The sequence below is a fragment of the Acidithiobacillus marinus genome, from assembly GCF_002847505.1.
Lineage (GTDB): Bacteria > Pseudomonadota > Gammaproteobacteria > Acidithiobacillales > Acidithiobacillaceae > Acidithiobacillus > Acidithiobacillus marinus.
The window spans coordinates 25,981-50,521 of the sequence record NZ_MXAV01000044.1 but is presented as its reverse complement, the minus strand read 5'-3'; the positions used below and the strand labels follow the sequence as shown (position 1 = coordinate 50,521).

The 24,541-nt window shown below is 54.8% G+C and carries 17 protein-coding genes and 1 tRNA gene; 10 read left to right on the top strand and 8 right to left on the bottom strand.

The window, feature by feature from the left end:
* Nucleotides 1–61 precede the first annotated feature (61 nt).
* Nucleotides 62–2,305: a ribonuclease R gene (rnr, locus tag B1757_RS11790; RefSeq protein WP_101538491.1), complete on the bottom strand. Its 2,244-nt coding sequence runs from the start codon at nt 2,303–2,305 to the stop codon at nt 62–64.
* Between the two features lie 37 nt (nt 2,306–2,342).
* Here rnr and B1757_RS11785 point away from each other — a divergent pair.
* A tRNA-Leu gene (locus B1757_RS11785) sits at nt 2,343–2,429 on the top strand.
* A 47-nt stretch (nt 2,430–2,476) separates the two neighbouring features.
* Here B1757_RS11785 and B1757_RS11780 read toward each other — a convergent pair.
* Genes B1757_RS11780 through hfq form a run of 6 tightly spaced genes read right to left on the bottom strand, consistent with a single transcriptional unit; the run spans nt 2,477 to nt 8,692 of the window.
* Nucleotides 2,477–3,772: an adenylosuccinate synthase gene (locus B1757_RS11780; protein ID WP_101538490.1), complete on the bottom strand. Its 1,296-nt coding sequence runs from the start codon at nt 3,770–3,772 to the stop codon at nt 2,477–2,479.
* Nucleotides 3,773–3,804: 32 nt separating this feature from the next.
* Nucleotides 3,805–5,007: an ATP phosphoribosyltransferase regulatory subunit gene (locus tag B1757_RS11775; protein WP_172437697.1), complete on the bottom strand. Its 1,203-nt coding sequence runs from the start codon at nt 5,005–5,007 to the stop codon at nt 3,805–3,807.
* Nucleotides 5,007–5,879, bottom strand: a complete 873-nt coding sequence (gene hflC, locus B1757_RS11770; protein WP_101538488.1) for a protease modulator HflC — start codon at nt 5,877–5,879, stop codon at nt 5,007–5,009. Before hflC ends, B1757_RS11775 begins: the two co-directional genes overlap by 1 nt.
* On the bottom strand, nt 5,876–7,084 hold the full coding sequence (gene hflK, locus B1757_RS11765; protein WP_101538487.1) for an FtsH protease activity modulator HflK: 1,209 nt from the start codon (nt 7,082–7,084) through the stop codon (nt 5,876–5,878). Before hflK ends, hflC begins: the two co-directional genes overlap by 4 nt.
* A complete protein-coding gene (gene hflX, locus B1757_RS11760) occupies nt 7,071–8,390 on the bottom strand; it encodes a ribosome rescue GTPase HflX (protein ID WP_253253835.1) in 1,320 nt (439 codons plus the stop codon). Before hflX ends, hflK begins: the two co-directional genes overlap by 14 nt.
* Before the next feature lie 29 nt (nt 8,391–8,419).
* Nucleotides 8,420–8,692 carry an RNA chaperone Hfq gene (gene hfq, locus B1757_RS11755; protein WP_101538485.1) on the bottom strand — a complete coding sequence of 91 codons (273 nt, stop codon included), beginning with the start codon at nt 8,690–8,692 and terminating at the stop codon, nt 8,420–8,422.
* Nucleotides 8,693–9,074: 382 nt separating this feature from the next.
* Between hfq and ppc the strand changes: the two genes are divergently transcribed.
* Complete coding sequence (gene ppc, locus B1757_RS11750; protein WP_101538484.1) at nt 9,075–11,864, top strand: phosphoenolpyruvate carboxylase; 2,790 nt, start codon at nt 9,075–9,077, stop codon at nt 11,862–11,864.
* An 8-nt stretch (nt 11,865–11,872) separates the two neighbouring features.
* A complete protein-coding gene (locus B1757_RS11745; RefSeq protein WP_101538483.1) occupies nt 11,873–12,451 on the top strand; it encodes a Maf family protein in 579 nt (192 codons plus the stop codon).
* Nucleotides 12,452–12,532: 81 nt separating this feature from the next.
* Here B1757_RS11745 and B1757_RS11740 read toward each other — a convergent pair whose 3' ends face one another.
* A complete protein-coding gene (locus tag B1757_RS11740) occupies nt 12,533–13,345 on the bottom strand; it encodes a tetratricopeptide repeat protein (RefSeq protein WP_101538482.1) in 813 nt (270 codons plus the stop codon).
* 208 nt (nt 13,346–13,553) lie between these two features.
* On the opposite strand from B1757_RS11740, the gene B1757_RS11735 reads away from it, so the two are divergent.
* From B1757_RS11735 to B1757_RS11705, 7 genes are all read left to right on the top strand, one after another.
* Entirely contained in the window at nt 13,554–15,059 is a 1,506-nt protein-coding gene (locus B1757_RS11735) for an efflux transporter outer membrane subunit (RefSeq protein WP_101538609.1), read from the top strand.
* 42 nt (nt 15,060–15,101) lie between these two features.
* Entirely contained in the window at nt 15,102–16,187 is a 1,086-nt protein-coding gene (locus tag B1757_RS11730; protein ID WP_101538481.1) for an efflux RND transporter periplasmic adaptor subunit, read from the top strand.
* Nucleotides 16,188–16,196: 9 nt separating this feature from the next.
* Nucleotides 16,197–19,283 (top strand): efflux RND transporter permease subunit, encoded by a 3,087-nt coding sequence (locus B1757_RS11725; protein ID WP_101538480.1) that lies wholly within the window; start codon nt 16,197–16,199, stop codon nt 19,281–19,283.
* 191 nt (nt 19,284–19,474) lie between these two features.
* Nucleotides 19,475–20,335, top strand: a complete 861-nt coding sequence (folD, locus tag B1757_RS11720; RefSeq protein WP_101538479.1) for a bifunctional methylenetetrahydrofolate dehydrogenase/methenyltetrahydrofolate cyclohydrolase FolD — start codon at nt 19,475–19,477, stop codon at nt 20,333–20,335.
* On the top strand, nt 20,328–22,433 hold the full coding sequence (gene ppk1 / locus B1757_RS11715) for a polyphosphate kinase 1 (protein ID WP_101538478.1): 2,106 nt from the start codon (nt 20,328–20,330) through the stop codon (nt 22,431–22,433). The genes folD and ppk1 overlap by 8 nt, the downstream gene beginning before the upstream one ends.
* 15 nt (nt 22,434–22,448) lie before the next feature.
* Nucleotides 22,449–23,087, top strand: coding sequence for a nucleotide-binding protein (locus B1757_RS11710; RefSeq protein ID WP_101538477.1), 639 nt, complete (start codon nt 22,449–22,451; stop codon nt 23,085–23,087).
* Nucleotides 23,065–24,540 carry a CYTH and CHAD domain-containing protein gene (locus B1757_RS11705; RefSeq protein WP_172437696.1) on the top strand — a complete coding sequence of 492 codons (1,476 nt, stop codon included), beginning with the start codon at nt 23,065–23,067 and terminating at the stop codon, nt 24,538–24,540. Before B1757_RS11710 ends, B1757_RS11705 begins: the two co-directional genes overlap by 23 nt.
* The last annotated feature ends 1 nt before the right edge of the window (nt 24,541 follow it).

Here is a 24,541-nt window from a genome sequence, read left to right as displayed (position 1 = left end):
GGCGCCGTTGCGCGCGTAAACACGCCCCGCCATCAAGTGCCTATTCAGAATGACCCATGCATCAGGAAGTCTCTTTTCTGGGTCGGCGCGAACGCCGGGATTTACCCCCAGACGCCTGGCCCTCAGGCTGCACCCTTTCAAAGTCGATTTTGCGATCATCGAGATTGACATTCATCACCCGAACCTCAATGGCATCCCCCAACTGGAAGGTTTCCTTGCTACGGTCACCGATAATGCGATAGTGCTGGGCATCAAAATGGAAATAATCTTCTCCCAAGGTACTGATATGAATGAGGCCCTCCACATAAACATCCCGCAAGGCCACAAACAGACCAAACCCCGTTACGCCGGTGATGATACCCGTATAACATTCACCGATTTTATCCATCATGAATTCACATTTGAGCCAGTTGACCGCTTCACGGCTGGCCTCATCAGCTCGCCGCTCGGTCATGGAACAATGTTGTCCCAAATCCTGCAGCTCTTTTTTGGTCAGCCAGCGTGGCTCACGGTTACCGGCATCCAGTAGCGCCTGAATACCGCGATGCACCACCAGATCCGGATAACGGCGGATGGGCGAGGTGAAATGAGTATAGGCGGGAAAAGCCAGACCAAAATGCATACCCGTATCGACGGTATAAAAAGCCTGGGACAGACTGCGCAAAATCACGGTCTGAATCAGACTGGCATCACTGCGCTCGCGGGTTTCTTCAATAACCTTGGCAAGATCGGCACTACGCGGATGCTCCGGTAGTCGCAAGGGAACGCCCAGTTCTCCCAGAAAACGTCGCAAGTCTTCCAGTTTATCCGCATTGGGCTCCGGATGCACCCGATACAACATGGGCAGTTCGTGAATCCGGAAATATTGGGCAGCACACACATTGGCCGCCAGCATGCACTCCTCAATGATGCGGTGAGCGACGTTACGGGTCACCGCGACAATTTTTTCAATGCGCAACTGGTCATTGTAAATGATGCGGCTTTCCTGGGAATCAAATTCGATGGTACCCCGTCTTTCCCGGGCACCGGCAAAACTCTGGTAGAGGCGATGCAATGCTTCCAGATGCGGCACCATGGCTGCATCCTGAGCACGCAGGGCCTCATCCCCATCGAGAATGGCAGCCACCTCATCATAGGTAAAGCGACGCTGGGAACGCATGACTCCCCGGGCAAAACGAAAACGCTGGACTTCACCGGCGCTGTTCATCTCCATTTCGCAGAGCATACACAGACGGTCCACATGGGGATTCAGGGAACAGAGGCCATTGGAAAGCACTTCCGGCAACATGGGGATAACCCGTCGCGGGAAATACACCGAATTTCCCCGGGCAACTGCTTCTTTGTCCAGGGCTGAGCCTGACTGCACATAACTGGCCACATCGGCAATGGCGACAATCAGACGAAAGCCGCCGGGAATATCCTCGGCAAACACCGCATCGTCAAAATCCTTGGCATCGGCGCCGTCGATGGTGACCAGGGGCAGGTCGCGCAAATCCCGGCGATCGACTTTCATCTCTTCGGGCACGACTTCGGAAAAATTCGCGGCTTCTGCAAGCACGGCTTCGGGCCATTGGTAGGGAAGACCATAATTACGAACGGCAATTTCGACTTCCATACCCGGCGCCATATGCTCGCCGAGAATCTCGACGACAGTGCCCTGGGGCATGTTCCGCCCATCGGGGTACTGAGTAATTTCCAGGGTCACTATCTGACCATGGACCGGGGCCAGCTCAGCCCCCTCCACGACGCCAAATTCATGGGAAATGCGGCGGTCTTCGGGTACCACATAATGACTGCCGCCATCCGCGAAATAGCGTCCTACAATCTGTTTCAGGGCGCGCTCCAGGATGCGCACGACGGTACCCTCGATGCGCCCGCGCCGATCTTCGCCCACTGCCCGCCCCAGGATGATATCGCCATGAAAAACCTTGCGCATTTCCCGGGGTGATAAAAACAGGTCTTTGCCCCCCGCTTCGGGAATCAAAAAACCGAAACCGTCGGGGTGGGCACTAACACTTCCCCGAATCAGCTCCATGGCCTCGATAATGCCATAGGCACCACGCCGATTACGCACCAGCTGACCATCTCTTTCCATCGCCCGCAGACGTCTGCGCAGAGCTTCCTGGTCTTCTTCGGCAATTTCCAGTTCGGCAAAAAAGTCTTCCAGGGTCAGGGGTTGGCCGGCTTCTTCCAGATACTGGAGAATATATTCCCGACTGACGATGGGACGTTCGTATTTTTCTTTCTCCCGCTCAAACATGGGATCACGTTCACTCAGTGCGGCGGGCTCCTGGTTTTCAGGCATTGACAACTACTCCTTAATCAAAGATCATTCCGTTCACGCCGAGGTGGCGGAATTGGTAGACGCGCTAGGTTCAGGTCCTAGTGAGCGAAAGCTTGTGCTGGTTCGAATCCAGTCCCCGGTACCAAAAGCAAAGGGCAGACTTTAGGGTCTGCCCTTTTTTATATGCATTGTTCACAGCTGTTCAGCGAGAAGAATGGTATCTTCCCGGTCTGGACCCGTGGAAATGATGGCCAGAGGCCGGCCAGCACGTTCGGCAATGGCTTCCAGATAATGACGGGCTGCCTGAGGCAGATCCTCCCAACGGCGGACACCGGCGGTGGATTCCTCCCAGCCCGAAAAAGTCTCATACACAGGCTCGCAGGCCGCCAGCGCCTCGGCTCCGGAAGGCAGCTCATCCTGGATGACTCCCTGCACCCGATAACCTACGGCTACGCGAATTTCCGCGAGACCATCCAGTACATCCAGCTTGGTCATGCATAAACCTGTCACGCCGTTTACCCGGCAGGCGGCCCGCAAGGCGACTGCATCGAACCAGCCGCAACGCCTTGCCCGACCAGTGGTTGCGCCTACTTCCGCACCCCTTTCTGCCAGAAACACCCCTGTTTCATCAAATAGTTCCGTAGGAAAGGGACCCGCGCCGACCCGGGTGGTATAGGCTTTGGTGATACCCAGCACATAACCCAGCTCAGCCGGACCCACCCCACTCCCGGCGGATGCCCCGCCAGCTACAGTATTGGAGGAAGTCACATAAGGGTAAGTCCCGTGATCCACATCCAGAAGTGTGCCCTGTGCCCCTTCAAAGAGAATACGGGCACCCTCTGCCTGGAGACGGGCAAGACGCACGGAAACATCCACTACCATGGGCGCCAGGCGCTCGGCCAAATCCAGATATTGATCGAGAATAGCATCAAAATCTTCGGCTTTTTGCTTGAAGTAATGCTGCAACACAAAATTATGGTAATCCAGAGCTTCGCCCAGCTTCGCGGCAAAACGCTCGCGATGAAAAAGATCCCCCACCCGCAAGGCGCGACGCGCTACCTTGTCTTCATAGGCGGGACCAATTCCGCGTCCGGTCGTGCCGATTTTGGCGGCACCCTTGGCATGTTCGCGGGCCAGGTCGAGGCTCTTGTGATAGGGCATGATCAGCGGGCAGGCGTCCGATACAAACAGCCGTTCATGGGCATCAGGGACCGCCGTCTGCAGCTCATCCAGCTCGGCAAAAAGTGCCAGCGGGTCCAGCACCACCCCGTTACCGATAAAACAAAAGACGCCGTCCCGCAAAATACCGGAGGGAATGAGATGCAGCACAGTCTTGCGGGCACCGATGACCAGGGTATGTCCGGCATTGTGCCCTCCCTGAAAACGCACCACAGCCTGACAGCGTTCCGTCAGCCAATCCACAATCTTGCCTTTACCCTCATCACCCCACTGGGTTCCGATGATTACCACATTTGACTTATCTGACACGGAGCACTCCGCCAATAGTATGAAAAATGGATTCAGCGCGCTGGCACAGGCTTGGATACCCAACCACCGAGAGTCTGTTCCAGGCGCGCATCAAAACCCCGAACTTGCAACTGCGCAGCGTCGGGTACAGATTCTGACTGAAAATCCTGTATGACGATATGCCCTTTATGGCGTTCTGCAGTAATGCTCTTCCATAAGTCTGGATCACTACCGGCAGGTGCCCATATCCTTTGGCTTTTACCATATTCCGGCAAGTCGCGGAGCAAGGGTTTCAAATCGAGGCTGAAACCGGTGGCTGGACGCCGCCGACCAAAGGCCGCACCAATCTCATCATAGCGTCCGCCCCGCGCCAAGGCCTCGCCCCGTTGTGGTCCATACACCGAAAACAGCAGGCCAGTGTGATACTGATGGCCCCGAATTTCCGCAAGATCACATTGAATGGCCAGGTCCGGGTAACGCGTGCGCAAGGATTCCCAGACAAAACCCAGGTCATCCAGAGCTTCAACAATGGCTGGGTGTTGGCCCAATTGCTGGCGCGCCCGATCCAGGACAGTATGTTCTCCCTGCAAATGTGACAGGGCAGTAAAATCCGCAGTCACCGCCTGACCACAACCATGCGCTTTCAGCCAGGTTCGTACATCCGGCCAGGCCTTGCGTTCCACCAGACGCAGCAAGTCACTCCGTTGTGCGGCGGATAGTCCGGCAGAATCCGCCAACGCTTGGGGAATGCTGACATGACCGATGTCCAGCAACAAATGAGGAACCCCACAGGCACGCAGGCTTTCCACCATCAGAGAGAGCACTTCCAGGTCCCCTTCGGGACCGCCTACTCCAAACAATTCGGCCCCCACCTGAAAAGGAGCCCGGCTCCCCCCTAGCAAATCAGGACGTGCCCGCAATACGGTTCCCGCATAGGAGAGACGACGGACTTCACCAGAAGCAGAGGTCTGGGCATCAATACGGGCCATCTGCGGAGTCATATCCGAACGCAGCCCCACCAGCCGACCACTGTCCTGATCGAGAAGCTTCCAGGTCTGCAGGTCCAGGTCTGCAGCACTGCCGGTCAGCAGGCTTTCCAGATGCTCCACCAACGGTGGAGTAACCTGGCGATAGCCCCAAAGCGCATAACGATCCAGCAGGCTGCGGCGGCAATGCTCCAGGGCTTCGGTACGAGCAGGCAGCATATCCTCGAAACCGCTGGGCAACAGCCAGGCGGGATGATTTTCGGTGCGCATTATTTTCCTGCCTCATTCAAGGAATGCCGAAAATATTTGAAAAACGGCGAATCGGGATTAAGTACCAGCACGGTTTTATGACTCAAAGCGTGACGATAGGCCTTCAGGCTCCGGTAAAAAGCATAAAATTGCGGATCCTTGCCATAGGCATTTCCATAAATGGAAGCGGCTTGGGCGTCACCCTGACCCTCAATTTCTTGCTGTTGTCGATAGGCATCGGCCAAAATAGTGGTTTTTTCCTTTTCGGCATTGGCACGAATAGCATCTGCAGCACTTTTCCCCTGGGCGCGATAAGCATCGGCTTTTTGGATTTGCTCTGCCTCCATGCGCTTGTAGGTGGCCTGAAGTACTTGAGGAGGCAAACCCACCTGCATAATGCGCAAATCCAGCACGTCAATACCCAGGCTGCGTAAATGCTGATTCACTGCAGTCAAAACCGGCGCAGATACAGTCTGCTGACTGGCGGTAATAAGCGACTGCATAGACAGGCTTCCAACACGGTTTTTCAGCGCAGTACGCAGGGCTTCACCAATCTGGGCCTGGGCATTCGCCTGATCATGAAGATGAGCAACATAGACCCCAGGATCAGTCACCTGCCATTCCGCAAAAAAATCCACCAATACCGGTTTCTTGTCTTCCGTCAAAAAAGTTTCCGGCTGAGGACTATAGCTTTGCAAACGCTTGTCTATGTATATCACATGCTGGAAAACTGGCCATTTCAAATAAAGACCTGGCGACTTTTCCACCCGCAGCTCCTTGCCAAATTGCATCAACAAGGCGTTCTGAGACTGATCTACAATGTAAAAACTTGCAGAAAGCAACAGGATCACGCCCAGTAAAACAATGATCACTGCCCATATCCAGTTTTTCATGACTGATCTCCTGAAACGGGCAGTATCGGCTGACTGGAGGCGCTATCGGTGGTAGCCACTGGCGCTGTGCTGCGGGTGGCTGCAGTGGTAGCGCTGACTGCTGCGCCAGACTTCGTTGTCGCGCTGGGCTGAACGATCGATGAATCAGGCATGTGTAAATTAATCACGGCTTTCCCATGACTATCCATGATTACTTTGGGCGCATTGCCAAGAATCTCCTGCATCGTATGTAAATACATCCGTTCACTCACCACCTCGGGATTTTTCTGATAGGCCTGCAGCAATTCGTTAAAACGCGCGGCATCGCCCTTAGCATGGTCTATCACCTGCATTTTGTAAGCTTGTGCGGCCGTCAGCATGGTTGCTGCCTCTCCCTTGGCCTTGGGAATAATGCTACTGGCATAGGCTTCTGCTTCACGTCGGATACGGGCCATATCCTCCTGGGCCGTCATCACTTTGGTGTTGGCCGACTCGACGGCTTTAGGAATGTGAATACTTATGATCTGAACTGAACGAATGGTCACGCCCGCATGAAATGTATTGAGTAGATTCTGAGTATTCTGCTGAATTTGCTGGCCCATATTGTCCTGAACACCATGGAGCAAATGCTTCATCGTACTGTTACCTACCAGATCACGCATAGCCGACAAGGCGCTGTGACGAATCAATTGTTCCGGATTACTGGAGCTGAACAGATAGTGGCTGGGGTTGTTAATCTTGTAATTCACAGCGAAGTGCACATCGATCACATCCCCATTGGCGGTCAGCATCATACCCGGGTTCAGGGTATCCACCGCACCGCTGTAACCCAGAACCAGGCGATGATTTTCGGCAGTTTTGGTCAACATCACGGTTTCAAAAGGAAACGGCCAATGGTAATGAATACCCGGCTGGGTGATATCCACCTCCCTACCGAAGCGCAATAGCACGCCCTCTTCATTGGGACCGACTACATAGATACCTGATCCCAACCAGAATAACACCAAAATGGCGATGATGATGATGGGCAGGCGATGCAACCAGCGCGGGTCAAACTTCGGCCCACCCGAACCGCGACCTTTCCCGGAGCCCAACAGACTACCACCCAGTTTTTTTAACTCCTGGGTGATTTTCTGAATATCAAAGGCTGGCTTTTGTTCATTGGGACGCCGTCCCCAGGGGTTATTGTTGTTGTTTCCGTTTCCGCCCGGATCACTCCACGGCATACCAATCTCCTTCCTTGATGAATTCGGGTATTGTAGAGGTGGCTTCTGGCGCCTGACAACCATGCGCATGCATTTGGGCGCGCAGGCGACGCCAGGCCAGGTCGTCTATGTCAAACACCATGCGGATTTTTCCTTCTTCATCAAAATCCTCTGCAAGGACTGTAGCCACTCGATGCAGAGATGCCCGCCAGGCACCCTCTTCAGGATTCAGCGTCAATTCAATTCGCAATATGGCCCTGCCCACTCTTTCCAGAATAGTCTGCAGTAATACATCCAGACCCGCTCCGCTCCGGGCACTGATATTGATCGCCTGCAACGCTCCTAAAGCATCAAAAATGCAGCCGCTGGGTTCATCCGTCTGATCTGTCTTATTAAAGACCAGCAATACCGGCAAGTGATCAGCGCCGATTTCCCGGAGAACCGATTCCACCGCAGCCATTTGCGTATCCCGGTCGAGGGCACTGCCATCTACCACATGCAAAAGCAATTGTGCCTGATTGACTTCTTCGAGGGTCGCCCGAAAAGCAGCAATCAAATCCGTGGGCAAATCTCGCATAAAACCCACGGTGTCGGCCAGTAATACCGCATCCTGCCCGGCAATTTGCAAACGGCCAATGGCCGGATCGAGAGTGGCGAAGAGGCGATCCGCCGCATAATTATCGCGTTGAGTCAGGGCATTGAAAAGCGTGGATTTTCCCGCGTTGGTGTAACCAACCAAAGCCACCGTCGGTAATGGCGCACGTTGCCGAGCGCGACGCTGGGTCCGCCGGTGCGCGGCCACCTTTTGCAGCTTATGGCGCAGCGACTGAATCCGGTCACCAATGAGGCGACGGTCGGTTTCCAGTTGAGTTTCGCCGGGGCCCCGTAAGCCAATTCCCCCCCGCTGCCGTTCCAGATGGGTCCAGCCCCGGATCAGTCGGGTGCGCAAGCGGGTCAGTTGGGCGAGCTCCACCTGCAATTGGCCTTCATGGGTGCGGGCACGACGGGCGAAAATATCGAGAATCAGGCCCACCCGATCAATGACCCGGCACTGCAGAGCCCGTTCCAGGTTACGCTCCTGAATCGGACTCAGAGTCCGATCGAACAGCACCAGATCCGCCGTTGTTTCTCTAACTTTTTCTGCCAGTTCCTGAACCTTGCCACTGCCGATGAAGGTTGCAGGATCAGGGCGACTGCGGGTTACGGGTATGAGCTCCAGCACATCCGCATCACTGTCGGTGGCCAGATCATAAAATTCAGCCCCGTCATCAAGATCCACCTCGCCATGCAATGTGACATGAACCAGCAGAACCCTCTCACGGGGCACATCCACCACAACGGCATTATGGGACAGAATCAGGCCTCTTCTTCGGTCACGCTAGCTGTTTCGCCTTCTCCTTCGGGCAAAGGCAGACGGACATCGCGACCCGGAACCACGGTAGAAATAGCATGTTTGTAAATCATCTGGCTGACATTATTGCGCAGCAAGACCACAAATTGATCAAAGGATTCGACGAATCCTTGCAGTTTAATGCCGTTGACCAGATAGATGGCCACGGGAACGTGTTCCTTGCGCAGCAAATTGAGAAAAGGATCCTGAAGGATCTGTCCTTTTTGTTGACCGGCCATTTTTTATCTCCTTGACTATGCTTCATGGCGCTTCTAAGGAAGTGAAAAGCTGGTAGTGATGCTTTCCACTACATGCAACTTAGACTAGCTCAAAAAAGCCGGGAAAGCCATGCTTGACAAGCCAACAACGACATATTTATTCCAAAGCCAGCCTTTGCCAAAGCTCCCCGGCACGGCGTCTCACAAAGCTTCTGCAAAAAGCGCCCAACTCGGTTGCAGGGAGTGACGCGGAGAAATGACTATCAGGATGATTGACCTGCAGCCCGCTTGCCATTAGCTTAGAAAACAAAAGTAACCAGATTTCCCGAAACAACCCTATCTCTCCCTGTCGTCCTGGTGATCTTCGACAGAGGGGAAGTCATAAACTCAAGGAGACGGATGAGTGGAAAAAACGGCCATCAATGACAAGGCGCTGCGTAGCCGTGTGAAACTACTCGGCAATCTGCTCGGCGAGGTATTGCGTGAACAGGCCGGCACCCGCGTATTCAACGCTGTCGAGCAACTTCGTCAGGGTTACATCCGCCTGCATAAAAAAGAAGACGCTCGTTTGCGGGAACGTCTGGCACGCTTCATTGATGCCCTTCCCCAGGACGATCTGGTACTGGTTATCCGCGCCTTCAATACCTATTTCAGTCTGGCCAATATTGCTGAAGAGGAATCCCAGCATATTCAGCGCCGTCGCCAGCTGCAAAAACGTGACGGACTCTGGACGGGTTCTTTTGAAGAAACTTTCCGGGCATTACAGCAACAAGGCGTCACTTCCGGTCAGATTCAGTATCTGCTTGATCAGACGCGCTATTTGCCCGTATTTACGGCGCACCCCACGGAATCCAAAAGGCGTACAGTCCTGCATGGCCTGCGGCGGATTTTCGTCGTCAGCAAAAAACTCGATGATCCCACGCTGAGCGACGAAGAAGTAAAAGAAGTCACCGATAATTTACGGGCACAAATCCAGATTCTCTGGGAAACCGAAGAAGTCCGCACCAATAAGCCACAGGTTCAGGATGAGGTGGAAAACGGCTTGTTTTTCTTCAGGGACAGCCTGTTCAAGGCCGTACCCATGACTTATCGGGCTGCTCGCCGCGCTGCGCGGCGGGTATTTGCCAATGATGACATCGATATCCCTGCCTTCATTCGTTTCGGCTCCTGGATTGGCGGCGATCGCGACGGCAATCCCAATGTTACCGCCGCCATTACCAGCTGGGCGCTACGCACGCAAAGCGTCGAGGTTCTCAAGGAATACCAGCAGCGCCTGAGCGGGTTGTATCAACTGCTGGGACATTCCAGTCGCTTTTGTGGAATTTCCCCCGTCCTGCTGGCCTCACTGGAACGCGACGCCGATGATTTTCCGGAGCTGGCGGAATGGGTAGATCAGCGTTTTCCCAGTGAACCCTATCGCCGCAAACTCCGTTACATGATGACCCGCCTGGACCTGCGCCTGCGCCAACTGGAAAACGGTCAGATCATGAATGAATCTGCGGGCCCTGCTTATGCTTCGGCCGAGGACTTTCTGGATGATCTGCTCCTCGTTCGCGATTCCCTGCGTGGGCACAATGATGATTTCATCGCCGACCATGACATTCAGGATATTGTTTGGCTGGTCCAGACCTTTGGTTTTCATCTGGCCAACCTCGATATCCGCCAGGAATCCACCGTACATTCCCAGACCTTGGCCGAGCTCTATGCCGAAGTGCCCGGTTTCGCCGACTATTCTGAACTTTCCGAAGAAGCGCGACTGCTGGCCCTGACCGATGCGCTGCGCCGTCCCGGTCCTCTGGTCGAGAAACATCCGGAATTATCGCCGCTGGCAGCGGAAACCTGTGCCATGTTTCGCTGCATTGCCCAGCTGCGTCGCGAAGTCAGTGCTTCAGGATTCGGCAACTACGTGATTTCCATGACGCACGAAGCCAGCCACATTCTCGAAGTACTGGTACTGGCCAAAGAGTTCGGGCTGGCGGGCTGGTCAAGGCAGGGGCTCTACAGTGAAATTGCGGTAACGCCCCTGTTTGAAACCATCCACGATCTGGAACGGATGGATGCCGTCATCAGCACCCTCCTGGATAATCCGGTGTACATGGAAATCATCAAAAGTCAGGAAGATACCCAGGAAATCATGCTAGGATACTCTGATTCCTGCAAGGATGGCGGTATTTTATCGTCCAGCTGGTCCCTGTATCAGGCGCAGCTGCGCCTGGCCGCCATCGCCGACAAACGCCACATTCAAATTCGCGTATTTCATGGGCGCGGCGGCAGCGTCGGGCGCGGCGGCGGTCCTACTTACGAGGCCATTCTCGCCCAGCCCCCGGACACCGTGCGCGGGCAAATCAAAATCACCGAACAAGGCGAAGTGCTGTCATTCAAGTATGCCAATCTGGAAACGGCCGTCTATGAACTGACGGTCGGCACTGCCGGCCTCATCAAGGCCAGCATTGGTCTGGTGCGACCCGTAGCGGCAGATAATCCGGCCTATCTTAAAGTGATGGCCGAACTCACCCATCTGGGTGAGCAAACCTATCGGGATCTGACCGAAAATACCCCCGGTTTTCTGGATTATTTTTACGAAGCCACCCCGCTCAATGAAATTGCCCACATGAACATTGGCTCGCGCCCCTCCCACCGCCAGCGCAGCGACCGTTCCATGGCTTCCATTCGCGCCATTCCCTGGATATTTGCCTGGGCCCAGTCTCGCCATATTCTCCCCGCCTGGTTTGGCCTGGGATCCGCTGTTGCCCAGTGGCGGGCGGACAAACCCGAGCGTCTGGAAATTCTGCAGGATATGTACCAACGATGGCCCTTCTTCCGGGCGTTGATGGGCAATATCAGCATGGCCATGGCTAAAACCGATATGGCTCTGGCCGGAGAATATGCGGGCTTACCTCTCGATCAGAAGCTTGCCAGCTCCGTTTTCGAGAAAATCCGCCGGGAATTCGAACTCAGTCTTGCAGAAATGCTGGCCATGGCTGGCACCGAGCAATTGCTGTCCGACAATCCCGGCCTGGCTTTTTCCTTACAGCGCCGCAATGTGTACATGGAACCCCTCAATCACATTCAGTTGGCCCTGCTTCGGCGTTATCGCAATGAAGATGCGCCTCCCGAGTTTCGCGAAATCTGGCTGGATCCCTTGCTGCGCACCATCAACGCCATTGCCGCCGGGCAACGCAATACCGGCTGAGTAAACGCATGGCCCTACCAGAACTGATTCTGGCCTCAACCAGCCCTTACCGCCGGGACTTGCTGCAACGCTTGCAGATCCCCTTTCGCTCTGTGGCCCCGGATGTGGATGAAAGCCCCGGTGCGGGGGAATCGCCACAAGAACTGGTCGAGCGTCTGGCCCTGGCCAAGGCCCGGGCCGTTTTAGCGCGCTATCCCCAGGCCTTGGTGATTGGTGCTGATCAAATGGCTTGTTGTGCTGGAAGAATTCTGGGAAAACCCGGATCCAGCACCCGCGCAGAAGCCCAACTGCAATGGATGCAAGGTCGTCAGGTGGAATATCTGAACGGTATTGCCCTGGTGGATGCCCACACTGTAGAACAATTTTGTATTCCTTATTATGTGCGGCTGCGCAGCTTGAGCCCCGAGGCCATCCACCGTTACGTGGAAAAAGATCAGCCCCTGGATTGTGCAGGCAGTTTCCGCTCCGAGGGGCTGGGAATAGCCCTAGTGGAAAGCATGGAAGGGGCAGACCCCCATGCCCTGATGGGCATGCCCTTGATCGCCATTGCCGAGGCCTTGCGGCGACGGGGTTATCACCTGCCTTAAGCCGCCGATTTACGGCACAGAAAAAAACAACCCGGCCGAAGCCGGGTTGTTATGTTTTGATTTCAGCAATTGACTGATGGGCTAGCCCCAGCCATCGCCTCCATCATCCATACCAAAATCATCATTGCTGGCCAGCTGGTCATCGTCCCAGGAATTATTGGTCAAGCCCAGGCTGTCGTTATCACCGGTATTACCTTGACTTCCAGCCGCACCATGATCACCGAAAAGACTACCGGCAAGCGCTTGTCCAGCAGCCAGCCCAGCACCCACCCCTACTCCAGTGGCTATTCCTGAAGCGAGACTGGAACCCAATCCACCGCCCTGTTGGGGCATTCCACCCATGGGTCCGTGCGGATAGCCTGAACCTGGCCCCCCAGGCCCGTAGCCACCATTCATACCGGCAAAAGGCCCCTGCACTGGACCACCCCGATACATCAGCTGGGCATTCTGACGCCGCCGCCGCAGAAACATGGCGATGACCGCAATCAGCAAAATCAGCCCGATGAAGAACACCAAGGCAGAGCCCCAGGTTCCTTTTTTCGCGGCAGCAGTCTGCTGCGCCCCGCTCTGGTGACTTTTCACCTCTTTCTGAAACTTCTGTAAAATCTGAGGCTTGACAAAAGGCATACCTGGCGCCAGTTGTTCGGCCTTTTGCAAGGCTGCCGCCGCTCCTGACCATTGGCCTTGACGCGCCAAAACCTGAGCTTCCAGATATTGCGCTTCGGCAGAATGAGGATGGGCTTTCAATACTTCCTGCATCATATTTTGCGCCTGATCCAGGCGACCACTTTGTATAGCCTGGGTCACCTGGGTGACCGAAGGCTCAGCCCAGGCTACCGGTGCCACGATCAAGCCAAACAGCACCATTACTAACCCCATCAATTTGTTAGGCATTCGCTCCCCCACAAGATAAAATGTTACGCAACATAATATGGGTTTAAATTTTGCGAGAATCAAGCGTTACCCAGGCGTCACAAAATCAGGCCTCCGGATGCTTCCATAAAACTCGGGCCCACCCACCTGCATGCCCTATTTGACAGCTAGTACATTTGTCGCCATTATACTGACCGGTCGGTTCAGACCTCTGAGAGGGTTATTTTACGTGCACAAACCACTTCCCAAAACCATAGCCACCATTGTGGCCTTGATACTTGGTAGTAGTCTGGCTGCCTGCAGCTTTGAACCAAAGCTTCGGGTACCTCCGGCACCGTCTGACAAGACACCATACACGGCCGGCAAATCGCCGCAAAAAACCGTGGCTCCTGGAGGAACTGCAGGCAAAGCTCAGTCCTTTCAGTATGGCGCGGAACTCCATGAAGAATGGTGGAAACTCTTCCACTCCAAAGCCCTGGATACGCTCATTACGACCGGACTCAAAAATAGCCCGACCATCGCTGCTGCCCAGGCACAAATGCGGGAGGCCCAGGCCACTGCCCGCGCCAATGCCAGTATTTTTTACCCGCAAATTACCGGCAATCTACAGGCCAACCGCAGCAAGGTCACAGGGGCTACTTTTGGTGGTAGTGGGGGTATTCATTACTCCTTGATCAACGGATCCATCGGCGTCTCTTATTACCCGGATATTTTCGGCGTCAATCGTCTGGTCTATCGCAACAGCGAAGAACTGGTCAAATATCAACGATGGGAGTTGGAAGCTGCCAAACTGACTCTGACCGGCAACATCGTCACCACGGCTGTGGACGAAGCCGCCACCGAAGAGCAAATCCAGGCTACCAAAGCCATTATTGCCAAAGAAAAACAACTGCTGAAACTGACGGAAAACCAGTATCGGGTGGGTGCCATCGACTACAGCACCGTGATGACTCAAAAAGGCCAAATGGCCAGTGAGTTGGCGACCCTCCCACCGCTGGAACAACAACTGACTGTGTACCGTCATGAACTGGCCATTCTGGTCGGGGCATTTCCGGCCAATGTCAAACACCAGAATTTTACCCTGAGCGCATTAAAACTGCCGGAAAAAATTCCGGTCAGCCTGCCTTCAAAACTCTTGCAGCAAAGACCGGATATTCGTGCGGTCATGGCCCAGATGAAAGCGGCAAACGCCCAGATCGGTGAAGCCCGCGCCCAGTTTTATCCGACTGTCCAACTCAGCGCCTCATTCGGTGATGCTGCCAGCCACCCCGGGATATTTTTTGATCCTGTGAGCAGCATCTGGAGTCTGGTAGGCGCTCTGTCCCAACCAATTTTCCAGGGCGGCAAGCTCGAGGCTCAGGAAGCAGAGGCTCGTGCCGCTTATGACGTGACCTACGCCAACTATCGAAGCACGGTCCTTAATGCGTTTGATCAAGTCGCCAACGGGTTACGGGCAGTTGATCATGATGCCCAAACCCTTGCTGCTGAACGTGAAGCGCTGCAGGCCTCCCAAGAGGCTCTCAAACTGGCACAAGCCAGCTACCGCGTGGGTGCCACGGATTATCTGAGTCTGTTGACCGCCGAAGTGCAATACAACACCGCCAAAATCGCCGAGATCAAAGCGCAATCACAACGCTATCAGGATACAGCAGCGTTGCTGGTAGCCCTGGGCGGTGGCTGGTGGAATCATCCGGATGTCAAGACAGCAAGCAAGCCAGACCCCAAACATTCTTAACCATTTTTGACTGAGCGCAGCCATCCTCTGCGGAGACGGAATATGAAAAAAGCATTTGTGATTGTCATCATTGGCCTGCTGATTGTTTTTGGCGGAATTTTTGGATTCAAGGCTTTCGTCAACAGTAAAATTGCTGCGGCCATGGCGCACATGCCGCCGCCAGTGGTCACTGTCAGTGCGGCCCGGGCTGAAATAGCCCACTGGCATCCACAGCTCAGCGCTGTCGCCTCGTTGACAGCCATACAAGGGGTGGATGTGACACCGCAAATTGCCGGCAACGTGACCGCCATACACTTCCATTCCGGTCAATATGTGAAAGCAGGAACGCTCCTGGTTCAAATTGATGACTCCAATCAGTTGGCGGAGTTGGCCAGTGATCAGGCCCAACTGCGGCTCGCCGCCAGCAATCTGCATCGCACCAAGCAGTTGATGGCCATCAAGGCTGCCAGTCAATCTCAGCTGGATTCCGACCAGGCCAGTTATCAGACCGATCAGGCTGCTATCAAAAACATTCAGGCCACCCTGAACAAACTGGCCATCCGCGCCCCTTTCAGTGGCTATCTGGGCATCCGTCAAGTAAATATCGGCCAATATCTGACACCAGGTACCAAAATTGTCGACCTGCAATCCTGGAGTCCTCTGTATGCCAATTTCACCCTGCCCCAGAGTGATCTGCAGAATATTCAGGTAGGGACTCCGGTGCAGGTCACTACGGATGCGCTCCCAGGCCATACATTTTCAGGCAAGATCACCGCACTGGGTTCTTCTGTCAACAGCAGCACCCGGCAAATTGACGTACAGGCGACCATCGACAATCCCAAATCCCAGCTGCGTCCCGGCCTCTTTGGAGAACTGACGGTAGTCCGCAAGCAGGAAGAAAAGGTCCTCGTCATACCCGTATCGGCCATGTCCTACAACACCTCTGGAGATTATGTCTATCTCATCAAAAAAGAAAAAAAGGATGGCAAAAGTCATGAGGTTGCTGTTCAACAGGTGGTCAAGCCCGGCAAACAGCGTGACGGTATGGTCGAAATCCTTTCCGGACTGAAGCAAGGCGATCAGGTAGTCACGGCCGGACAGGTCAAGCTGGTGAATGGCAGTCTGGTTACCATCAGTACCGACAAGTAAGGCTAGCTCATGAAATTTACTGATATTTTTGTTCGCCGTCCGGTACTTGCCACCGCACTGAGTCTGGTCATTTTTCTGCTGGGCCTGCATGCCTACACCATGATGACCGTGCGGGAATATCCCGCCCTGGTCAATACCGTGGTGACAGTCACTACCGCCTATCCCGGCGCCAACCCCAGCACCGTGCAGGGCTTCATTACCGCGCGTCTGGAAAAGGTCATCGCCAGCGCGCCCGACATCAACTATATGACCTCCAACAGCGCGGAGGGCACCTCGACCATCACGGTGTACATGAAGCTGAATTACAGCCCCAGTGCAGCGGTGGCCAATATCCAGTCCAAGGTGCAGCAGGTGACTGACCAGTTGCCTAAGGGCAGCCAACTACCGGTAATCAATGTCACTGTTGGTGACACGACCGACTTGATGTATATCGCCTTTTATGGTGATCAGTTATCCCAGCAGCAGATTACCGACTATTTGCTGCGGGTGGCTCAGCCGCGTCTGGCATCGATACACGGCGTGGGACAAGCCCAAATTCTGCCTCCCGGCGCCGGCAATGGGAATACCTATGCCATGCGCATCTGGTTGAATCCCCAGAAAATGGCGGCGCTGAATATTACTGCAGCCCAGGTTTCCCAGGCATTGACCGCCAACGATTTCATTTCTGCCGTCGGCCAGACCCGGGGTAAAACCGTTCAAAATACCATTGTCGCTACTACCAATCTGCACAATGTCAGTGAATTCCGCAACATGGTCATCAAGCAATCCGGTAACACCCTGATTCGTTTGAAAGATGTGGCTCATGTAGAGCTCGGCGCACAGTCCTACAATTCACAGGCTTTTTTTGACGGTAAGTCCGCAGCTTTTATAGGCATTCAGGAGTCTCCGTCTGCCAACTCCCTGGATGTGGCCGCAGGGGTTAAAAAATCTCTGGCACAACTGGAAAAAGCGCTTCCTCCGGGCATGCATGTAGCAATTCCTTATGATGCCAGCGCCTTCATTCAGGCCTCCATTGATGAGGTGATGATGACCATCGGCATCACCCTGGCCGTGGTGGTGCTGGTGATATTCCTCTTCCTCGGATCCTTCCGGGCCGTGATCATCCCAGCTGTGGCCATTCCCTTATCCATTGTCGGTGCGGGTCTGCTCATGTGGTCTTTGGGCTTTACCGTCAATCTGCTGACCCTGCTGGCGGTAGTACTCGCCATCGGGCTGGTGGTGGACGATGCCATCATTGTTGTGGAAAACGTCCATCGCCATATTGATGAAGGCAAAAGTCCCTTTGACGCCGCGCTGCTTACTGGGCGCGAACTGGGCGGCCCCATTGTCGTCATGTCCACCACCCTGATTGCGGTATTTGCGCCGATCGGGTTCATGGGCGGACTTACCGGCAGTCTGTTTGGTGAATTTGCTTTTACCTTGGTGGCTGCCGTCCTCATTTCCATGGTTGTGGCACTGACGCTCTCACCTATGCTCTCCAGTAAGGTGTTAAGGCCCACCAGCGAACATGGCTTTGAACATTTCATTGACCGACGTTTTGTGGGGTTACAGCGCTTTTACGATCGCCTGCTGCACGGTGTTCTGAATTATGTGCCGGTGGTCATGCTCTTTGCCGTCGTAGTATTTGCGAGCATTTACTTTCTGTTCTCCACTTCCCAATCGGAGCTTGCTCCCCAGGAAGACCAGGGGATTATTTTCAATGCAGGAACCGGTGGACCGACCATCACTCCAGATCGACTGGCCCATTACGGCAAGCAAATCGTCAAGGTCTTTGATCAGTATCCGCAAAAAAAGGCGACGTTCATGGTGACCGGCATTTCCGTCGGAGGTGGTGCCGGTACCAACAGTCTTTTTGCTGGCATACGTTTAACCAACTGGTCTGATCGATCAGTCACCGCCATGCAGATCCAGCCGAAATTGCAGCAGCAATTACAGAGTGTTCCGGGTTTGCAGGTAGCTTCTTTTCTGCCTCCGCCTTTACCCGGTTCCTCGGGAGGCCTGCCCATTCAATTCGTGCTGCAAAGTCCGGGCAGCTATGAAAAAATCAATCAGGTGGCAGACGCGGTCATCGCCAAGGCCTACCAAAGCGGTATGTTCTTTTACGTGACCAAGGATTTGCGCATCGACAATCCGGAGCTGGTCCTGAAAATCCATCGCAACATAGCCGCCAACCTGGGGCTGACCATGGCGGAAATCGCCCAGGATCTGCAGCCTCTTCTGGGGGGCAATTACGTCAACCGCTTTGCCATGGAAGGGCGGAGTTACAAAGTGATCCCGCAAGTTCCGGACAAGTTCCGCAGCGACCCGGAAGCTCTCAAAAACTACTATATTGCCACGGCCACCGGACAAATGGTGCCATTGTCGACAGTGGTATCCATTGAAACCAGGGTTGAACCTCAGTTTTTGCCTCAGTTTCAGCAGCTCAACTCGGCCACTATCCAGGCTGTGCCCAAGCCGGGAGTCACCATGGGCCAGGCGCTCACCTTCTTCCGGACCACTGCTGAAAAAATCATGCCCAAGGACTTTTCGGTCAACTACGCCAGTCAGTCCCGTCAGTATATGCAGGAAAGTGGCGGTCTGCTGACGACCTTCGTCCTCGCCATCATCCTGATTTATCTGCTGCTGGCAGCGCAGTTTGAAAGCTTCCGGGATCCACTGATCGTGTTGATTACCGTCCCCATGTCCATCAGTGGCGCACTGATATTTGTCAGCCTGGGGCTCGCCTCCATCAATATATATACGGAGGTAGGACTGATCACCCTGATCGGTCTGATTGCCAAGCAGGGTATTCTGATTGTGCAGTTTGCCAATGAGATTCAGCGCCATGAGGGGCTCGCCAAACGCGAAGCCGTGGAAAAAGCCTCCAGCATCCGCTTGCGGCCGATTCTGATGACCACCGGGGCTATGGTACTTGGGGTCACTCCCCTGCTCCTGATGCATGGTCCCGGCGCCGTCAGCCGTTTCCAGATGGGACTGGTGATTTTTACCGGGCTGTCCATTGGTGCGTTGTTCTCGCTGTTTGTGGTGCCCGCCATGTATATGGTGCTCGCCAAGGATGTCCGGGATAAGACGGAAACGACTCCCGAAGCCTCCTGAAGCAGTTAGGCAGATGATCCAAGGCTGGATGCTCCATAAAAGCATCCAGCCTTTTTTACTTGACAAAAAAACGGGCGAACAGAAGAATGTTGGGATATTAGTGCATTTGAAACGGCACAGATCATTCATAAGGTTATTTTCATGGTGAAGAAGTGTTCCCCCCGCAGTGCTCATCTGACGCAGGGGAAGCAATGACTGCCCGACGCATTGACGGTAAAGCGATAGCCAAAAAAATGCAGGCTGAAATCGCCCTGAAATGTCAGAATTTTCTCCAGATCCACGGACGTCCACCTGGACTCGCCGTTGTGCTGGTAGGGAATAATCCTGCCTCGGAAGTCTATGTCCAGAAAAAACGCGATACCTGTAAAAGCGTGGGTATCCATTCCTTGGCTATTAATTTATCCAACGATACCAGCCCCGACGCATTGCTCCATAAAATTGCCGAGTTGAATGCCGAAGAGAGTATTGATGGTATTCTCGTGCAGTTACCCCTACCCCCCCAGTTTGATCCGGAAGTCATCATCGAGGCGATTGCCGTCGAGAAAGATGTGGATGGCTTTCATCCCTACAACATCGGCAGGCTAGCCCTGCGGGCGCCGCTGCTGCGCTCCTGTACACCAGCCGGCATCATGACCCTGCTGGAAGACATCGGCACGGATATTCGGGGGAAAGAAACCGTCATTGTGGGTGCCTCCAATATTGTCGGCCGCCCCATGGCTCTGGAGTTGTTACTGGCCGGGGCTACGGTCACCGTTTGTCATCGTTTTACCCGTGATTTGCAGGCTCATGTCGAGCGCGCGGAAATCCTGATTGCTGCAGCCGGCAAACCCGGGCTGATTCCGGGGCACTGGGTACGCGAGGGCGCGGTGGTCATTGACGTCGGCATCAACCGCCTCGCCAATGGCCGCCTGACCGGCGATGTGGAATTTGCCGAAGCCGAAAAGCGCGCATCCTGGATTACCCCGGTCCCCGGCGGAGTGGGTCCCATGACCGTGGCAACTCTCCTGCAGAACACGCTGCTGGCTGCAGAGCAACGTCAAGCCCATGACTGAAACCCTTCAAAGCAACACCGAGGAAAATCCCCTCTCCCTCGATAATCCCGACCTGTATTTCAATCGGGACCTAAGCATCCTTGCCTTCAATCAGCGGGTTCTGGCTCTGGCCGATGATCCCCGTGTTCCTCTTCTCGAACGTCTGCGTTTTCTGACCATTGTTTCCAGCAATCTGGATGAATTTTTTGAAGTCCGTATGGCCGGACTTCTGCAAAGGCGGAAGTTTGGTGCAGGTCCACTGGGTCCAGACATGCTGGGACCGCATCGAGAAATTACCGCTGTGGCGCAAATGGCCCATGAGATCATCCACGAGCAATATCTTTGCCTGAATCAGCGTCTGCTGCCGGCGCTGACCAAGGAAGGCATCCGCCTGCTGCGCCGGAAAGAATGGCGGGCCGCACAAAAACGCTGGATCAGTAATTATTTTCAGACCGAAGTCATGCCGCTGCTGACTCCCCTCAGCCTGGATCCCGCTCACCCCTTTCCCAAAGTGCAGAACAAGGGACTGAATTTTGCCATTGTTCTGGAAGGACAGGATGCCTATGGTCGGCGTAGCCCCATCGCCATCGTCCAGGCTCCCCGGATTTTGCCACGCATCATCCAGATTCCGGAGCAGTTGGCTGGACCCAGTGATTTCGTCTTTCTCTCCTCAGTCATCCACGAGCATGTGACCGCGCTGTTTCCAGGCCTGAAAATCCAGGGCTTTTATCAGTTTCGGGTCACCCGCAACAGCGAGTTGTTTGTAGATGAGGAAGAAGTGGACAACCTCCTCGATGCCCTGGTGGACGAATTACCCATGCGCCCTTTCGGTGAGGCTGTGCGCCTGGAAGTCGCCAGCAACTGTCCCCGGGAAGTGGTGGATTATCTGCTCAAGCATTTCGAACTGGCAGACGACAACCTCTATTCACTCCCAGGCCCAGTGAACCTGTCACGCCTGGCGGCCATTATTGACATGGTGCCGCGCCAGGACCTGCTTTTTCCGCCTTTTGTACCTGGCCTCCCCAGTACCTGCTCACGCCCGGAAAACATCTTCGCGCATCTGAGTGAAGCCCCCATTTTGCTGCATCATCCCTATCAAAGTTTTACCCCGGTCCTGGACTTTGTGCGTCAGGCAGCGGCTGATCCTCAGGTCATCGGTATCAAGCAGACTCTGTACCGCACTACCCCCGACTCCCCCCTGATTGATGCCTTGATCGAGGCGGCCCTGGCGGGCAAGCAGGTCACGGCGGTGGTCGAGCTCAAGGCGCGCTTTGATGAAGCCAATAACATCCGCCTGGCAGAGCGCCTGGAAGAAGTCGGCGTGCAAGTGGTGTACGGAGTGGTCAACCACAAGGTCCACGCCAAAATGATTCTGGTGTTGCGCCGCGAAGAAGAAGGCATTCGCCTCTATGCCCATTTGGGAACCGGCAATTACCATCCCCGCAACGCCCGGATTTATACCGACTTGAGTCTGCTGACCGCCGATCCGGACATTACTGCCGATATGAATGACTTGTTCATGCACATCACCGGCATGGGTAAGGTGCCGCAATTGCGCCGTCTTCTGCAAAGTCCGTTTACCCTTTTCGACGGACTCATACAGGCCATTGCAGCAGAAGCGCGCAGGGGCAGTGATGGGCATATTCTGGCCAGGGTGAACGCCCTGGTGGAGCCGGAACTCATTCGCGCCCTGTATCGGGCCTCTCAGGCAGGTGTCAAAATTGATCTGATTGTGCGCGGAGCCTGTGCGCTGCGCCCCGGCATCCCCGGTGTTTCCGAAAATATCCGGGTGCGCTCCATTGTCGGCCGTTTTCTTGAGCACAGCCGGGTGTATTATTTCGGCAATGGTCGCCATCCCAAGTTATGGATTTCCAGCGCCGACTGGATGGGGCGTAATTTGTTTCGCCGTTTGGAAGTGGCTGCCCCCATCAATGAGCCGGAACTTCGTGCCAGGGTCCTGGAAGAAACCTTGCAGCTTTATCTGCAGGATGATTGCAATGCCTGGCAGATGAACAGCGACGGCAGCTACACCAGCCTGCGGCAAAACCCCAGCGAAGACTGTCACGCTGCCCAGGAAATCCTCCTCAAGCATTATGATCGCAGTAGCCATCATGCCTGAAGGGAAACCCAGGCCATGATCCGGACCCTGGTATTGAACAGCAAGGGCGGTGCGGGAAAAACCACCGTGGCCACCAATCTGGCCAGTCTTCTGGCCCTGCATGGTTCAGTACTCATCGCCGATCTGGATCCGCAACAATCTTCTGTCCACTGGGCCCGGCGTCGCTCCGCTCAGTTGCCGAAACTGCAGGTTCTGGAAGATGCCGAACGCGACTTCCGCGATTACCCGCCCAGTGATTATGTGGTGATGGATGCTCCCGCCGGACTCAAAAAAAAGCGCCTTGAAGACATGCTGGGCGAAGTGGAAGTCCTGCTGGTGCCCATTGGGCCTTCAGTATTCGATCTGGACGCCAGTCAGTTGTTTCTCAAAAAACTGCAAGAAATCAAACGCTATCGCAAGGGCAAAGTACGGATGGGGGTCATCGCCAACCGGGTCAATGCCCGGACGCGCGGCGCTCAGCATCTACAGTCAGTACTGGCCGAATGGAATCTACCGGTGGTGGCCACTCTGCGGGACAGTCAGATGTATGTCCGCGCGGCCCAATCCGGAGTAGGGATTGCCGACCTGCGCTCAACAGAAAATCGCCTTGAATTGCCGCAATGGGCACGGATATTACAGTTTGTGAGGGAGGATGGTGGTGGAAGAGGAACTTAAATTACAAATCATGGACGATACCCCCCAGGTCTGGAAAAACATCGTCGCCCACCCTCTGCTGGCCATCACCCAAGCCCCTCCTCTGCAACTCCATGCCTTTTATTATGATAGTCGGGATAATGCCCTGCAGCGCGCGCGTCTGGCCTATCGAATCCGCCGCGAAGACGATGCCTGGGTAGCTACCCTCAAGGCCAGTGGTCAGTCAGCGGGAGGGCTGCATCAGCGGCCGGAATGGAATGTGCCGGTGGACAGTAATACCCCTGACCTGAATGTTTTTCAGGACAGCGAGGCAGCGACCCTACTGGCACCTTATCGGGAACTATCCCTGCAGGTGATTCTGGAAACACGCTTTGAACGTCATGAAAGCCGGGTTACCCACCGTGATGGCAGTGAAATCATTGTGGCGCTGGATCATGGAGAAATTCTGGCCCGGGGCCAGCGCGAAGCTATCCGCGAAGTGGAACTCGAACTCGCCCACGGTGATGCGGCGGCGGTACTCGAAATGGGCGCAGCGCTCTGCCAGGACCTGCCCCTGATTCCCGACCAGGAAAGCAAACTTTTTCGTGGATTACGGCTCGCCGGACTGCTGCCCGAAGAAAAACCTCGCGATAATGCCCTCCCCCTGCGGCGTCGGGAAAATGCCGGAGACGCTTTCAGCCAAATGTTCATCTGGCAGCTCCAGCAGATCATTCATGACGTTCGCAAGCATTGGGCCAAACCCGATGCCGAGAGCTTTCACGAATTGCGCAAAAGCGTGCGCAGTTTTCGGGCCAGCCTGCGTTTCTGTCGGTCTCTCGATCCCGCCGACCCCCTGCAGCTTTTTCGCATACCGCTTCAGGAGTGGTTTCATCAGCAAAACTCCCAGCGCGATTATGAAGCCTTACTGGGCTATTGGACGGAAATCGCTACCATCCTCGACCTGGAGCCGAAGCATCTCCAGGAGGTCTTGCAGGCCCAGATCCCCCAGACATCCGGATCATTGTCACAACTTGTGTCCATCTTACTGAAAATATGGGCGCTTTTGTTACGTCAACCGTTACACCGGGAGCAAAGCCTCCAGGATTTCAGCGAAGCGCAACTCCAGCGGGAATACCGCAAACTCATGGCGGCGGGCAAGCTATTAGCCGAGCACCCGGAGGCTCTCCATCCCCTGCGCATCCGCATCAAGAATTTCCGTTACGTACTGATGACCCTGGCCCCCTTATGGCCAGGCAAGGACAGTAAGGCGCTGCTGAAATTACTGACCACCCTGCAAGGCATTGCCGGTGAAATCCACGATGCCGACATGGCTGGCCAATACCTCAAACCGTTAACCAGCCAGCGTAAATCGGGCGTCGCCTTTCAGGCCGGGGCACTATTAGGCTTCCTGATGGGGCGGGAAGCCCGGCAACGCAAAAAGTTTCTCAAGTTCTGGTTACGTCTCGAATCCACACCCAGACCCTGGGATATTTGAC